Here is a 13,714-nt window from a genome sequence, read left to right as displayed (position 1 = left end):
TACCAGCAGGCAAATTAGCTCTTTTGTATCAAAATATTAAACGCTTTAAATTAATATTCTATTTTTGCAAGAGCAGGATATTTAAAATTATTGCAATTTGAGCATTTCCCAAAAGATAAAAAACTGGTTCGAAACTAAATATTTGTTTGTTGTCCGCAGAGAAGAGGATTTCTCAGTAATAAACAGTTTCAGTTTGACCAAAATTAAGATAGGATTGCTGACATTCCTAGGGTTTATCCTAGTGTTTGGGCTAGCGCTTATCCTTTCCAAAACACTTTTGGGCAGATGGTTTGATCCTGTATATCAGGAATCGGAAAATACAGAGAAGTTGATAGCCCTTTCGGCAACTGTCGACTCCTTATATAAGGAAGTGCATGCCAAAGATCAGTATATGTCCAATATCATGCATCTCATTCGGGGGGAGTTGATGGATACAACGGGCAGAAATGAAGACCAACCTTCGCTGGAATTGGACAGAGGCTCGGTAGATCTTTATAAAAGAGGGGATGCAACGCAGAAGATTCTGGAAGAATTTGAAACCCAGCCTTCCGAAGGTAGTTTTGAGCGACTTAACAGTGGCACATTTACGGAAGTTTACTTCTTTCCTCCGCTTAAAGGGTTGGTGACCTCCAGCTTCGATCCGGCTGCCGAGCATTTTGGAGTGGATGTAGTAGCCGGAGAGGATGAGCCAGTCAAGTCCATTGCCTCAGGCAGTGTGATCTTTGCCCACTGGACACTGGAGACAGGATATAATATTGGAGTGCAGCATTCCAATGAATTAATTTCTATATATAAGCATAATTCTGTATTATTGAAGAGGGTCGGGGACCTTGTTCAGGCAGGAGAGATAATATCTATAATTGGGAACACGGGAGAACAGACTACCGGCCATCATTTACATCTGGAGTTATGGTACAAAGGCACCCCGCTTAATCCCCAGGAATTTATAACCTTTGATTGATATGTTTAAGAATGAAGAAAAGAATGCAGTTACTGAGATGGTAAATTCCAGTAACGTGATTGCCAAAGAGACCAAGATCACTGGCGAAATTATCGCGCAAGGCAATATCAGAATTGAAGGGACTGTTGAAGGAACCCTCAAATCCGAAAAGAAAGTAGTGATCGGTGATTCGGCCAAAATTGTAGGTAACATCTCTGCGGTAGAAGTGGAAGTCTCCGGCTATATTGAAGGAGAGATCAAATGCAGTGAAGCGTTATACCTGAAAAAATCTGCTGTCATCAAAGGGGATATGGTAACCAAGAAGCTGGTGGTCGAAAACGGAGCAGTGTTCAATGGCAAGTGTCATATGACAGAAGTGGTATCTGTGGATGCCAATGCCAAGCCAAATAATAATAACATCCATGAACAGTCCAAAGAAAAACTCCTCGTCAAATAATGTCCCTACCTATGTGAAATACATAGGTTTGGCATTTCAGATGTTCGGGGTGATTGGATTAGGGGTCTTTATAGGCCTAAAAGTGCAGCAAAAAAGCCAGATGAAATTTCCCGTCTGGCTTCTTTTGTTTGTATTTCTATCTATCGGAGTGGCTTTCTATCAGCTATTTCTCTTGATAAAAGCAGATGAAAGGGCGGAATCCAAAGATAAAAAGCCGTAACTTTGCCGCCCTGAATAAGCACCTTGAATAACATGAAAATTCTATCCTCCATGTATGTCCAATTGATTGGCCTTACCTTGGGAATTGCCGCCTTGATAGCCCTAATTGATGTGACGGGTTTTGAACAGTTGCTTCATGCAAAGGTTTGGAACATTCTTTTGTTTTTCTTCTTTCTGACCTTAGTTACAGGATTTTTATCCCAATTGATATTAAAAAATGGGAAAGAAAATTTCGCTCAAGTTGTGCTAGGGGGTACTATTTTCAGATTTTTCTTCAGTTTGGGGTATATCCTGATCTTTGTGGTTTTGGGATTGGACAATATTATTCTGTTTGTAACTAATTTCTTTGCGGTTTATTTGTTGTATTTATTATTTGATATATACGGGTTAATAACTAATTTGCGCCCGCATTCAAAGTAGGTTTCTAAAAATTGATTTGATGATCCGTAAGTTTCTGTTTCTAAGTGTTTTATTATCAGCCTTCTTGCTGAGCGCACCAACGGCCTTTGCTGCCTCTGGTTCGGATGAAGATAAGACTGGTTTTATCATGCATCACATCAAGGACTCCCATGAGTGGCATTTTGCTACCGTAGGCCATACCCATGTGACGCTACCTCTCCCTGTAATCGTATATTCTCAAGATAGAGGTATGGAGGTCTTTTCCTCAAGCGATTTCATCAATCCTGAAACTCATACTTTCGGTAAAGAGCATGAGGGTTACTTCATCGACGATCATGACAAGCTGAGAGCTGTGGATGAGTCAAGATCAATCACTGACTTATCTATTACGAAGAATGTCGCCATGATGTTTATCGTAATCCTGGTGATTTTAGCATTAATGATATCAACGGCAAATAACTACAAGAAAAGGCCAAATAGTGCTCCGAAAGGTGTCGCTTCTTTCATCGAGCCGATTGTACTGTTTGTAAGAGACGAAATCGCCCTGCCTAACATCGGGCCGAGATATAAAAAATTCATGCCTTACCTGCTTACCCTGTTCTTCTTTATCTGGATAGGTAACCTGTTGGGCTTGATTCCTGGCGCTGCCAACCTTACCGGTAACATCGCGGTAACGGCGACCTTGGCTGCCATCACATTTATTGTGGTAAACCTGAATGGTAATAAGGATTACTGGAAGCACGTATTCGCAACTCCTGGAGTTCCGATTCCATTGTTGCTAGTAATTGTGCCTGTAGAGATAATGGGTCTGTTTACAAAGCCTTTTGCCTTGATGGTCCGTTTGTTTGTGGCCATTACAGCAGGTCACATTGTGATCTTGGCTTTCATCGCCCTGATCTTCATCTTTGAATCCTATGCCATTGGTGTAGTGAGTACTGTGATGGTGATTTTCATCAACCTGATTGAAATATTGGTAGCCTCTATACAGGCTTATGTATTTACCTTGTTTACATCGATGTATATCGGCGCCGCGGTGTCTGAGCATCATCATGAAGCAATCGAGCATTAAAATTTCTTTGTTCAATTTATATAACTAATAACACGTATGTTAACTTCATTATTATTGTCTGCAGGTCTAGCTCTTATGGGAGCAGGTATTGGTGCTGGTGTTGTTGCGATAGGCGCAGCTCTTGGTATCGGTAGAATTGGTGGTCAAGCTATGGAAGCTATTGCCCGTCAGCCTGAAGCAGCTGGTAAAATCCAGACTGCTATGTTGATCATTGCAGCTCTTGTGGAAGTTGTGTCCCTGTTTGCAGTAGTAGTTTGTCTACTTATTGCTCTTAACGCAGGTAACATCGCTTTCAACTAAGAACAAAAGAATGGGAGTCGGCTTTAGGCCGACTCCTTATTTAAATTTGAACAAATACGAAAAAGAAATATAACAGTTAATAAAGATGGATCTTATACTACCTGAATCGGGCTTAATCATTTGGCAAGCACTAGGTTTTATCATATTGTTCGTTCTTTTGGCCAAATTTGCCTGGAAACCAATTCTAGGTGCATTGGAAGAGAGAGAGCAAGCGATTGAATCAGCTATCCTTGCCGCTGAGAACGCAAGAAACGAAATGGCCAACTTAAAGGCTCAGAACGAAAACTTGCTTCAGGAAGCTAGACTTGAAAGAGACCAACTTCTTCAGAAAGCTGCAGAGACATCTGCAAGGATGATCGAAGAAGCCAAACTTGAGGCAGAGAAAGCAGGCGCCCAAATGATCGCCAACGCTAAGGCGGTGATCGAAACAGAGAAAAAAGCTGCACTTACTGAGGTGAAAAACCAAGTAGCTGTACTTTCTCTTGAAGTGACAGAGAAATTGTTAAGAAGAGAGTTGAAAGACGAATCTTCCCAAAAAGCTCTTGTGGCTGAATTTGTTAGCGATCTTAAATTAAACTAAACCCCAATCCATGTCAGTATTTAGAGTTTCCTCCCGATACGCCAAATCATTGGTAGACCTTTCTCTGGAGAGGGGAGTGTTGGAAGGAGTGCGTCAGGACATGAACCGACTTTTGTCGATTGGAGAAGTTAGCAAGGACTTCGTCAATCTTATCAAAAGCCCGGTAATCAAAGGCGACAAGAAATTGAAAGCCCTTAAAGCTTTGTTCCCAAATGCCCACGAGATTACGCTAGCCTTTTTTGATATATTGTCAAGAAAAGGAAGAGAAGCTCTACTTGTGGACATTGCCAAAGCTTTTGTGACGCTTTACAATGAACATAAAGGCATCCAAATAGCCGAGGTGACAACTACCTTTGAAATGGATGACAATCAAAGAGAGGAGTTCAAAAAGATTGTGAGAGAAATTTCTAACAAGTCAGAAGTTGAACTTGTCGAAAAAGTGAACAAAGACATTATCGGAGGATTCGTGCTCAAAGTTGGTGATAAGCAACTGGACGAGTCTTTGAATTCGAAATTAAACGCGCTTCGTCTACAGTTTTCTCAAAACCTGTACGAAAAGCATATCTAATACATAGCAATAACTATCTAATCATATTTAAGAATGGCAGACGTAAGACCTGATGAAGTTTCGGCAATTTTGAGAGAACAACTCTCAGGTGCTAGAACTGAAGCTGAACTGGAAGAAGTAGGAACTGTCCTACAAGTTGGTGACGGTGTAGCCCGTATCTATGGACTTTCCAAGGCTCAAGCCGGTGAATTGCTTGAGTTTGAAAATGGCTTGAAAGCCATGGTGCTTAACCTTGAGGAAGACAATGTGGGTGCGGTACTTTTCGGTGACTCCAAAAATGTAATGGAGGGTGATACCGTAAAGAGAACAAGAACAATTGCTTCCATCAAAGTAGGTGAAGGCATGTTGGGAAGAGTTGTCGATACATTGGGTAACCCAATCGACGGCAAAGGCCCTCTTGCTGGTGAATTGTATGAAATGCCTCTAGAGCGTAAAGCTCCAGGTGTAATCTACCGTCAGCCGGTAGCAGAGCCGCTACAGACAGGTGTTAAGTCAATCGATGCCATGATCCCAATCGGTAGAGGTCAGCGTGAGTTGATCATCGGTGACCGTCAGACGGGTAAAACGGCCGTAGCGGTCGATACCATTCTTAATCAAAAAGAATTTTATGACAAAGGTGAAGCTGTTTTCTGTATCTATGTAGCCATAGGCCAGAAAGCTTCCACGGTAGCCGGTATTGTGGCTGCTTTGGAAAAAGGCGGTGCCCTTCCGTATACAGTAGTGGTTTCAGCTTCTGCAGCTGATCCAGCTCCAATGCAGTTCTTTGCTCCATTTACCGGTGCTTCTATCGGTGAATTCTTCAGAGATACAGGACGTCCTGCCTTGGTGGTATATGATGATCTATCTAAGCAAGCAGTTGCTTACCGTGAGGTTTCCCTTCTATTGAGAAGACCTCCGGGACGTGAAGCTTATCCTGGTGACGTATTCTACCTTCACTCAAGATTGTTGGAAAGAGCTGCCAAAATCAACTCTTCCGATACCATCGCTCAGCAGATGAACGATTTGCCTGATTCTATCAAGCATTTGGTGAAAGGTGGAGGTTCTTTGACCGCCCTTCCTATCATCGAAACTCAAGCTGGTGACGTTTCCGCTTATATCCCGACTAACGTAATTTCCATTACTGACGGTCAGATTTTCTTGGAGACCAACCTTTTCAACTCCGGTATCCGTCCTGCTATTAACGTAGGTATTTCGGTATCCAGAGTAGGTGGTGCAGCTCAGATCAAAGCAATGAAGAAAGTAGCCGGTACCTTGAAACTTGACCAAGCTCAGTTCCGTGAATTGGAAGCTTTCTCTAAGTTCGGTTCCGACCTTGATGCTACTACCAAGAGAACTATCGAAAGAGGTAGAAGAAACCAAGAGATCTTGAAGCAACCTCAGTACTCTCCGGTTGCTGTAGAGCTTCAGGTGGCGATCATCTACGCTTCTACTAAAGGATTGATGGATAAAGTGCCGGTTGATAAGGCTAGAGCTTTCGAAAAAGAGTTCTACACATTGATCACCAATACTTATCCTGAAGCCCTTGACCATATCAAGAAGGGTAACATCGACGGAGCTGGAGAAATCCTTAAGAAAGCTGCCGCAGAACTTACACCTAAGTACTCTAATTAATTATTGAAAATATACCTCCTGGCTTAGTGCCGGGAGGTTTTTGATATACCGTCTAGTAAATATGGCTAACTTAAAGGAAGTAAAAGAAAGGATCACCTCGGTTGTATCTACTCAGCAGATTACCAAAGCTATGAAAATGGTATCGGCTGCTAAACTGAGAAGGGCTCAGGACAAGATTGTCCAAATGCGTCCTTATTCCCAAAAACTTACTGCCATTCTTAACAATGTTTCTGCGGCCAGCGAGTCTAAAGCAGATATTGTTTATGCTGAAAAGCGTGAGATTAAGAATGTATTGATCGTGCCTGTTACTTCCGACAAGGGACTTTGCGGTGCTTTCAATACCAATATCATCAAAGCTTCCATGGCTACCATCAACACCCAGTTTACTGGAGAGAATGTAACGGTAATGCCGGTTGGGAAAAAAGCTCTTGACGCTTATAAGAAAAGAGACTTCAACATGATCACCGATTTCTCGGATCTTTTTGTAGATCTTACCTTTGAAAGAGTAAGAGAAGCTGCTGAAAGAGCTATGGAAGGTTACGCCTCTGGGGAATTTGACCAGGTGATTATTGTTTATAACGAATTTAAAAATGTTGCCACTCAAATCATAAGAGCTGAGCAGTTTCTTCCTATGGAAAACACAGCCCCGAAAGGCGAACAAGCTGCAGCAACCAATGGTGAGGTGGATTACATTTTGGAGCCAAGCAGAGAGTATATCATTGAGGAACTCGTTCCTACTTCCTTGAAGATTCAGTTTTACAAAGCTGTTTTGGAAAGCAATGCCTCTGAGCACGGAGCCAGAATGACTGCCATGGACAAGGCAACTGAAAATGCCGGTGAGTTGCTCAAAGACCTAAGGTTGATGTACAACAGAAGCCGTCAGGCAGCTATTACTAATGAAATCCTTGAGATTGTAGCCGGTGCTGAGGCGCTTGGTGGCAATTAAAAAAATACACATAAAAATTCAGAGCCCTTAGCTGTAAAGTTAAGGGCTTTTTTTTTGATGGGATAAGTATATTGTCCAGAACTAACATTCTCCCTGAAAATTCAAAGTCTCAAATATTGAGTGGTAATTATGTAGGATTTTGGGAGTGTCATGTTCTTCCAGACTTATTTTGAATTGGGAACAGACTGAAAGCCCAAAAGAGATTTATCTAATGAATCGGCTCTCATTCCGACCATTTTAATGAAAGAGCAAAATTCCATTACACCTATTGACACCTTAATATTTTTATCTTTGAACAATGGATTTTAATGATAAAGAACTTAAACCTCTTCGTCTCTTCCAATACCTTTCTCTTGATGTAGTCTTAGGAGCTTGTGCCGGGATGTACTTTTTCGCGGATGTGGTTGGTATTGGGTTGGGGTTGATTTACTATGTGCTTTTAGGCTTGGCTGTTTGGAGCATTTATACCCTTGACCATTTGATGGATGCCAAGCAAAAGGAAACATGGCCTACATCTTCCCGTCATAGATTTCATCGGCAGCATTTTCAAAAGATTTTAATTGTATTGATTATAATAGTTTTTATAGGACTTGGGTTATCTTGGTATACTTTTCAGATTTCCACTCTTTCCATTGCTGCCTTAGGTTTAGGCTTTCTGATTTTAGGCAATATGGTGATAGTGAAATATGCCCTGACGAAATTCGCTGTTTTAAAAGAATTCAACATAGCACTATTCTACACAATCGGAATAATGCTGGTGCCTTTTGTATATGGAAATGATGACCAACTCCCTTCCGCATTCTGGTTGCTTGGAATCGGCTATTTCGCCATAGCTCTTCTTAATCTCTGGGTTCTGTCGTGGGTGGATGCGCCCAATGACAATGCCGATGGATTTGCTTCCATTGCCACAGCTTTGGGAGAAAAACGATTGGTAAGGTTACTTGGAATATGGACAGGACTGGGCTTGATTTTTATTTTGTCGCTTTATTGGGTACTGCTATCTTTCTACTATATCCATATCAGCCTATTGCTCATCATGTTTTTAGTCCAAGCTTTGGAGTATTTTAATGCCTTAGACAAAGGGAAGGCAGCAAGACAGAGGATGGAAGCCTCCTTTTTGCTGCCTTTTCTTTTGGTTGTCTTTTAGTTACTTTTAAAAGAGGTTATGGTCTGGATCTATACAAAAGCGCTATGACCAGTGATGGCCCTACCTACTATCAAAGAGTTTATCTCTTTTGTACCTTCATAGGAATATATCGCTTCCGCATCAGCCACAAATCTGGCAATGTCATACTCCAGCAGGATTCCGTTACCTCCAAACAGCTCTCTTGCCTGATCCACGATATCCCGCATCCGAAGCGTGCAAAATACCTTAGCCAAAGAGGCATGCTCATCTAACAACTCATCGTTATCCTGCATCACGGATAATCGGGTGACCATGGTTTGCATAGCCGTCAGGTCGCCAAGCATGGTTACCAACAAGTCCTGAACTAATTGAAAACTAGCAATAGGTCTCCCAAACTGAAACCTATCATTGGTGTATTTCAGCGCTGCCTCATAGGCTCCTCTTGAGCAGCCCACTGCTTGCCAAGCCACTCCTGCCCGGGTCATTTTCAATACCACGGAAGTGTCTTTGAATGAATTGGCTTCCTGTAGCCGGTCGCTTTCCGGAACTCTACAATCTTTCATAGTAATCAGCGCATTTTGCACCGTCCTCAAAGCCATCTTGTTCTCCATCTTTTCGGGATGTATGCCGGGATTGTCCTTTCTGACGATAAATCCTTTTACTTTTTGATCATCGAGATCCCTGGCCCAAATGATGGTGATGTCCGAAAAAGTGGCGTTGCCGATCCATTTCTTCTGGCCGTTAATCACCCATTCATCGCCTTCACGCTTGCATGTGGTCGTTAGTCCCCCGGCCACAGCTGAACCAACTTCCGGCTCGGTAAGCCCGAAGGCACCGATGACTTCCATTTTCTGCATTTTAGGTAACCATTCCTGTTTCTGCTCCTCCGAGCCGCAATAGTATATCGACCCCATCGCCAAACCTGTCTGTACCCCAAAGAAAGTAGAGATGGAGGTGTCCACCCTTGCCATCTCCATGGCTATGAATCCTTCCAACAAAGCAGAATGTCCTGGACAGCCATACCCTTTGTAGGTCAAACCGGCAATGTTAAGCTCTGCCATTTTGGGAATGATATGCATTGGGAATTCTGCCTTATTCCAATATTCGTTGGCTATTGGTCGGATTTCCTTCTCCATAAACTCGCGGACCTTCAGCTGGATTTCCCTTTCATTTTCAGGCAGCGTTTTTCCCAATTCATAAAAATCACCATTGATTGGGGGAATTTCCTTCTTCTTACCTCCTGACTTCATCATTTTCATCATCTTGGCCAGATCCTCATCGCTCATGGCCGAAACCGCCCCCATCATCTCATTGAGGTCAACTTTTTGGGAAAGCTTGTTTAGCTTTTCTATGTCTAGGTTTTTTAAAATCGATTTGATGCCGGAAATGGATTGAAAGAAGTTCTTCATTTGCTGTTTGAAAAGAGTTTTAACACATTACACCAGACCGTGAAAAAACGTAAGGTCTATTGGTAATAAGATTAAATGCACAGCATTTGTTTTAAGGTGGATCTTACGTGCATGAAAGATGGGTTTCTGATGGCTGGGTGGCTAATGTAGATTAGAAGGAGAGGGAGATTGAGAAACGGACTGGTCTATTCAGTTAATGTGGCTGCCTTTTGAATTAGTGTTGAAAACACCTCGTCAAAGTAAGTGCCGGCATGTGGGCCATACCAGTTCATATCTCTGGCCTCATGGTGGCGAAGTTCATAATATTCGTCGGGAATGATGTAGCCGGCATACCCGCCATTAAAAGTGCTGACAATGAGGTGTAGACCCTGTTTATTGGCTAAGGTTTCCCATTTTTCCATAAACATACCGGATACTTCTCCTGAAGTGGAAAGTAAGAGGATGTTGCCGATTTTGGTGAAATTGATATTGGCATTGGTTTCTCCAAAAAGTGAGTTGAACACCCAGGGACGGAGTCTGATGTTGTCGGATATTCGATAATGGGCCTCGGGGAGGTGCATAGGTAGGTCAGCCACCCACATTTCCCCGTCCCTTAGTATCTCGACTGAGGTATCTGATCTGATTTCCAAAAGGCTGTCAATATTGGATGCGTATGTTTTGACTTTATCCAGCTCCCTTGCCTCTAAATTTGGGCTGTGGCTGCCTACCGCACCGGAACTGAATAGAGCAAGTTCAAATCGATCCTTTTCTAAGGCTTCCATGAGGTAGAATGGATAGTCGCCGGATAGGCCCATAAACCCACTATGGACCCCAGTGGCGTGAGCGGTGTACGTGAGCAAAGTGGCTTTCTGACCGGTTGTTTTCTCAATGATCAATTGTCTTATAAATGGATCTGTGATTCCATTTTGTACCAAGCGGTTGTTGACGCCTTCTGGCAAGGGCGTTTTATTATAACCCAGGCTTATGGTATCCATAGTTTCCATGGCTTTTTCTATAGCCCCAAGGGTTGAAACCACCATCTGATCCACCACCCCTTTATCGTGACCTCCAAATGCCAACTTTCCCATTAATCCAGGGATATAGCCGCCCATTCCGCTGTGAGTGTGGGTGGCTGAAAACACGATTTGGTCAATTGGGAGGTTTTGTTTGGCGATAGCATTTTTTACTTTTTTAGCTAAATGCGGGTGAACGATTAAAAGCTCATAATTTAAGAAAGCTACTGTCTGATGGGTATCGCTGATCAAAATTGCCTTTACATATGAGCTGTCTTGCACAAATTCATAATGGCCACGTGGCTTGTATCCGACCAGGTCCACCGGCTCAGAAGGAGTCATGTTTTCTCTGCCCCAACTACCGAGAAGAACCTTATTTCTAGATGCCGAAGGCTGAAGAGCGGATATTTCTTCCATCATTTGGAAAAAATATTCCTTATCCCTGAAGTCTGAGCGGTCCACAGGTGCCAACAGCAAAACTGTCAGGAAAAGTAAAAGGCCTGAAATCCAGGCCAGTATTTTAAGGGTTCTTTTCAAATGGAAAACAAATTATGAAGTGTATTCATATTCGCCGTGTGGACCGGAAATAGTGACTTTCTTGCCTTCTCCGGCACTCACGCGACCGATTACCTGGGCTTCCACTCCATGGAATTCAGCAATGTCAATCACTTCTTCAGCATATTTTTCATCCAAATAGACTTCCATCCTGTGTCCCATATTAAATACCTTGTACATCTCCTTCCAGTCAGTTTGACTCTCCGCCTGGATGATGTTGAATAGGGCTGGGGTAGGGAAAAGGTTGTCCTTGATCACATGAAGGTTGTTGATGAAATGAAGGACCTTTGTTTGGGCGCCACCACTGCAGTGAACTATGCCGTTGATTTGAGGTCTTAGGTACTTGAGTACCTCCGCCATGATGGGAGCATAGGTTCGAGTTGGTGACAAAACGAGTTTACCGATGTCGACAGGAGATCCTGGAGCAGGGTCAGTTAAGTTGTATTTTCCTGAATATACCAATTCATCGGGAACGGCTGGATCGAAGCTTTCAGGGTATTTGCTTTTGAGCACTTTGTTGAAAACGTCGTGTCGCGCAGAGGTCAGTCCGTTGCTTCCCATCCCTCCGTTGTATTCGTTCTCGTATTTGGCTTGCCCAAAGGAAGAAATGCCTACAATCACATCATTAGCTTTGATGCGGTCATTGGATATGACATCGTCACGTCGCATCCTGGCAGTGACGGTGCTGTCCACGATTATAGTTCTAACAAGATCACCCACGTCGGCAGTCTCCCCGCCTGTAAGGATCGCATTGACCCCATTGTCACGAAGCATCTGGAGCACCTCCTCAGTGCCTTCGATGATGGCCGCAATTATTTCCCCCGGTATCAAATTTTTATTTCTACCAATGGTAGAAGAGACTAGGATATTGTTGGTGGCTCCCACGCATAGCAAATCGTCGATGTTCATGATTATAGCATCTTGGGCAATGCCCTTCCACACGCTCATGTCACCTGTTTCTTTCCAATAGAGGTAGGCTAGGGAGGACTTGGTGCCTGCCCCGTCGGCATGCATGATGTTGCAATACTCCGGGTCGTTGCCCAAGGTATCTTCTACAATTTTACAGAAAGCATGAGGGTAAAGTCCTTTGTCAAGTTTGGCGATAGCTTTGTGAACATCTTCTTTGGAAGCTGAAACGCCTCGCTGCATATACCTTTCGTTCATGATAGGGGGTGTGTATTTGGGTAGGAAGCAAAGTTAATAATTTAATATCTCGAATGGAAAGTAATAGGTGGGAAAGCTTGGAATAAATCTGCCTTTAGAAAGTACAATGTGGTTCGATGGTGTAAAATGCCTTTTAAACAGTATAAAATGTTATTGATAGGCAAATGGTTGATAATCAATTTTGTGCACATCTATGTTGGGTTCATATTTTAAAATAAAAAATCGTAGCTTACCATTAAAATTTTAAATTAAGGTAATAAATTTGCACTCCTCCGTTTTATTTAAGCACTTAGAGTGCTAACTTTAAAACGTTCAACTAACATCAAATAAAAGCACAAACCAAGAATGGGATTATTTGACTTTTTCTCAAGTGATATAGCAATAGATTTAGGTACAGCCAATACCTTGATTATATATAAAGATAAAATTGTGGTGGATGAACCATCCATCATCGCCATCGACAAGACCACCAATAGGGTGCTTGCCGTCGGCCGCGAAGCGATGAACATGCACGAAAAGACGCATGAGAACATCAAGACAATCAGGCCTTTGAAAGATGGTGTGATTGCTGATTTCTACGCAGCTGAGCAGATGATCCGCGGGATGATCAAGATGATCCCCGGCCACAAAAAGAGTATGTTTCCACAGTCTCACCGCATGGTGATCTGTATTCCTTCTGGTATTACGGAAGTGGAAAAGCGTGCTGTCCGTGACTCCGCAGAGCATGCAGGAGCCAAAGAAGTATACATGGTATATGAACCAATCGCCGCAGCCATTGGTATCGGGATCGACATAGAGAAGCCAATGGGTTCCATGATCGTGGATATCGGAGGTGGTACCACTGAGATTGCTCTTATCGCACTTTCAGGAATTGTTGCCGATCAGTCCATCCGGGTTGCCGGTGATACCTTTACCAAGGATATCCTGGATTACATGAGAAGGCAGCACAACCTATTGATTGGGGAGCGTTCTGCTGAAAAGGTGAAAATTGCCATTGGTTCTGCTTTAACTGAGTTGGACGATGCACCTGAGGATTATGAAATCCGTGGGCGTGACCTGATGACAGGTATCCCAAAAGTCATCAAGGTTTCTTATTCCGAAATTGCATTTGCTCTGGATAAGTCTGTTTCTAAAATCGAGGAAGCGGTATTGAAGGCACTTGAAATTGCTCCACCGGAACTTTCAGCTGATATTTATGATAATGGCATTCATCTTACAGGTGGTGGTGCTTTGCTGAAAGGCCTTGACAAAAGACTACACCAGAAAACCAAACTCCCCATACACATTGCCGAAGATCCATTAAGAGCGGTAGTGCGAGGAACAGGGACCGCCTTGAAAAACATAAATAATTTCAGAACAGTCCTGATGACCTGATGTTT

15 protein-coding genes are annotated in these 13,714 nt (G+C 42.9%); 12 read left to right on the top strand and 3 right to left on the bottom strand.

The genetic code is table 11. The features are described from left to right. Positions 1-193 precede the first annotated feature (193 nt). From FPL27_RS17745 to FPL27_RS17695, 11 genes are all read left to right on the top strand, one after another. A complete protein-coding gene (locus FPL27_RS17745; RefSeq protein WP_317129454.1) occupies positions 194-961 on the top strand; it encodes a M23 family metallopeptidase in 768 nt (255 codons plus the stop codon). Between the two features lies 1 nt (position 962). After that, positions 963-1,397 (top strand): bactofilin family protein, encoded by a 435-nt coding sequence (locus tag FPL27_RS17740; RefSeq protein WP_143962565.1) that lies wholly within the window; start codon positions 963-965, stop codon positions 1,395-1,397. Beyond that, entirely contained in the window at positions 1,363-1,617 is a 255-nt protein-coding gene (locus FPL27_RS17735; protein ID WP_143962564.1) for an AtpZ/AtpI family protein, read from the top strand. The genes FPL27_RS17740 and FPL27_RS17735 overlap by 35 nt, the downstream gene beginning before the upstream one ends. A gap of 32 nt (positions 1,618-1,649) precedes the next feature. Next, positions 1,650-2,036: a hypothetical protein gene (locus FPL27_RS17730; protein ID WP_143962563.1), complete on the top strand. Its 387-nt coding sequence runs from the start codon at positions 1,650-1,652 to the stop codon at positions 2,034-2,036. 19 nt (positions 2,037-2,055) lie between these two features. Continuing rightward, the gene (atpB, locus tag FPL27_RS17725) at positions 2,056-3,084 is read left to right on the top strand and encodes a F0F1 ATP synthase subunit A (RefSeq protein WP_143962562.1); all 1,029 of its coding nucleotides are present in this window, start codon (positions 2,056-2,058) and stop codon (positions 3,082-3,084) included. Between the two features lie 36 nt (positions 3,085-3,120). Beyond that, positions 3,121-3,384, top strand: a complete 264-nt coding sequence (gene atpE, locus FPL27_RS17720) for an ATP synthase F0 subunit C (RefSeq protein ID WP_143962561.1) — start codon at positions 3,121-3,123, stop codon at positions 3,382-3,384. A gap of 85 nt (positions 3,385-3,469) precedes the next feature. Continuing rightward, positions 3,470-3,964, top strand: coding sequence for a F0F1 ATP synthase subunit B (atpF, locus tag FPL27_RS17715; RefSeq protein ID WP_143962560.1), 495 nt, complete (start codon positions 3,470-3,472; stop codon positions 3,962-3,964). A gap of 10 nt (positions 3,965-3,974) precedes the next feature. Next, on the top strand, positions 3,975-4,532 hold the full coding sequence (atpH, locus tag FPL27_RS17710; RefSeq protein ID WP_143962559.1) for an ATP synthase F1 subunit delta: 558 nt from the start codon (positions 3,975-3,977) through the stop codon (positions 4,530-4,532). A 33-nt stretch (positions 4,533-4,565) separates the two neighbouring features. Beyond that, complete coding sequence (gene atpA, locus FPL27_RS17705) at positions 4,566-6,143, top strand: F0F1 ATP synthase subunit alpha (protein ID WP_143962558.1); 1,578 nt, start codon at positions 4,566-4,568, stop codon at positions 6,141-6,143. A gap of 61 nt (positions 6,144-6,204) precedes the next feature. Further along, positions 6,205-7,089: an ATP synthase F1 subunit gamma gene (gene atpG, locus FPL27_RS17700; protein WP_143962557.1), complete on the top strand. Its 885-nt coding sequence runs from the start codon at positions 6,205-6,207 to the stop codon at positions 7,087-7,089. 298 nt (positions 7,090-7,387) lie between these two features. Then, positions 7,388-8,236, top strand: a complete 849-nt coding sequence (locus FPL27_RS17695) for a UbiA family prenyltransferase (protein ID WP_143962556.1) — start codon at positions 7,388-7,390, stop codon at positions 8,234-8,236. A gap of 29 nt (positions 8,237-8,265) precedes the next feature. Here the strand turns inward: FPL27_RS17695 and FPL27_RS17690 are convergent, their stop codons facing one another. The 3 genes from FPL27_RS17690 to FPL27_RS17680 all read right to left on the bottom strand — a co-directional run bounded on the left by FPL27_RS17690 (position 8,266) and on the right by FPL27_RS17680 (position 12,335). Beyond that, entirely contained in the window at positions 8,266-9,624 is a 1,359-nt protein-coding gene (locus FPL27_RS17690) for an acyl-CoA dehydrogenase family protein (protein ID WP_143962555.1), read from the bottom strand. Between the two features lie 185 nt (positions 9,625-9,809). After that, the gene (locus FPL27_RS17685; protein WP_143962554.1) at positions 9,810-11,153 is read right to left on the bottom strand and encodes a neutral/alkaline non-lysosomal ceramidase N-terminal domain-containing protein; all 1,344 of its coding nucleotides are present in this window, start codon (positions 11,151-11,153) and stop codon (positions 9,810-9,812) included. A gap of 12 nt (positions 11,154-11,165) precedes the next feature. Further along, entirely contained in the window at positions 11,166-12,335 is a 1,170-nt protein-coding gene (locus tag FPL27_RS17680) for an AIR synthase related protein (protein ID WP_143962553.1), read from the bottom strand. Positions 12,336-12,680: 345 nt separating this feature from the next. Between FPL27_RS17680 and FPL27_RS17675 the strand changes: the two genes are divergently transcribed. Beyond that, complete coding sequence (locus FPL27_RS17675) at positions 12,681-13,709, top strand: rod shape-determining protein (RefSeq protein WP_035076270.1); 1,029 nt, start codon at positions 12,681-12,683, stop codon at positions 13,707-13,709. The last annotated feature ends 5 nt before the right edge of the window (positions 13,710-13,714 follow it).

The organism is Litoribacter populi (assembly GCF_007483685.1).
Classification (GTDB): Bacteria; Bacteroidota; Bacteroidia; order Cytophagales; family Cyclobacteriaceae; genus Litoribacter; species Litoribacter populi.
The sequence above is the reverse complement of the archived record's forward strand: the minus strand, read 5'-3'. Positions and strand labels throughout refer to the sequence as shown.

Excerpts from the sequence above, each read along its gene's own strand:
- FPL27_RS17740 (WP_143962565.1), top strand. The coding sequence starts at position 963 with ATGTTTAAGAATGAAGAAAAGAATGCAGTTACTGAGATGGTAAATTCC.
- FPL27_RS17735 (WP_143962564.1), top strand. The coding sequence starts at position 1,363 with ATGAACAGTCCAAAGAAAAACTCCTCGTCAAATAATGTCCCTACCTAT.
- FPL27_RS17730 (WP_143962563.1), top strand. The coding sequence starts at position 1,650 with ATGAAAATTCTATCCTCCATGTATGTCCAATTGATTGGCCTTACCTTG.
- atpB (WP_143962562.1), top strand. The coding sequence starts at position 2,056 with ATGATCCGTAAGTTTCTGTTTCTAAGTGTTTTATTATCAGCCTTCTTG.
- atpE (WP_143962561.1), top strand. The coding sequence starts at position 3,121 with ATGTTAACTTCATTATTATTGTCTGCAGGTCTAGCTCTTATGGGAGCA.
- atpF (WP_143962560.1), top strand. The coding sequence starts at position 3,470 with ATGGATCTTATACTACCTGAATCGGGCTTAATCATTTGGCAAGCACTA.
- atpH (WP_143962559.1), top strand. The coding sequence starts at position 3,975 with ATGTCAGTATTTAGAGTTTCCTCCCGATACGCCAAATCATTGGTAGAC.
- atpA (WP_143962558.1), top strand. The coding sequence starts at position 4,566 with ATGGCAGACGTAAGACCTGATGAAGTTTCGGCAATTTTGAGAGAACAA.
- atpG (WP_143962557.1), top strand. The coding sequence starts at position 6,205 with ATGGCTAACTTAAAGGAAGTAAAAGAAAGGATCACCTCGGTTGTATCT.
- FPL27_RS17695 (WP_143962556.1), top strand. The coding sequence starts at position 7,388 with ATGGATTTTAATGATAAAGAACTTAAACCTCTTCGTCTCTTCCAATAC.
- FPL27_RS17690 (WP_143962555.1), bottom strand. The coding sequence starts at position 9,624 with ATGAAGAACTTCTTTCAATCCATTTCCGGCATCAAATCGATTTTAAAA.
- FPL27_RS17680 (WP_143962553.1), bottom strand. The coding sequence starts at position 12,335 with ATGAACGAAAGGTATATGCAGCGAGGCGTTTCAGCTTCCAAAGAAGAT.
- FPL27_RS17675 (WP_035076270.1), top strand. The coding sequence starts at position 12,681 with ATGGGATTATTTGACTTTTTCTCAAGTGATATAGCAATAGATTTAGGT.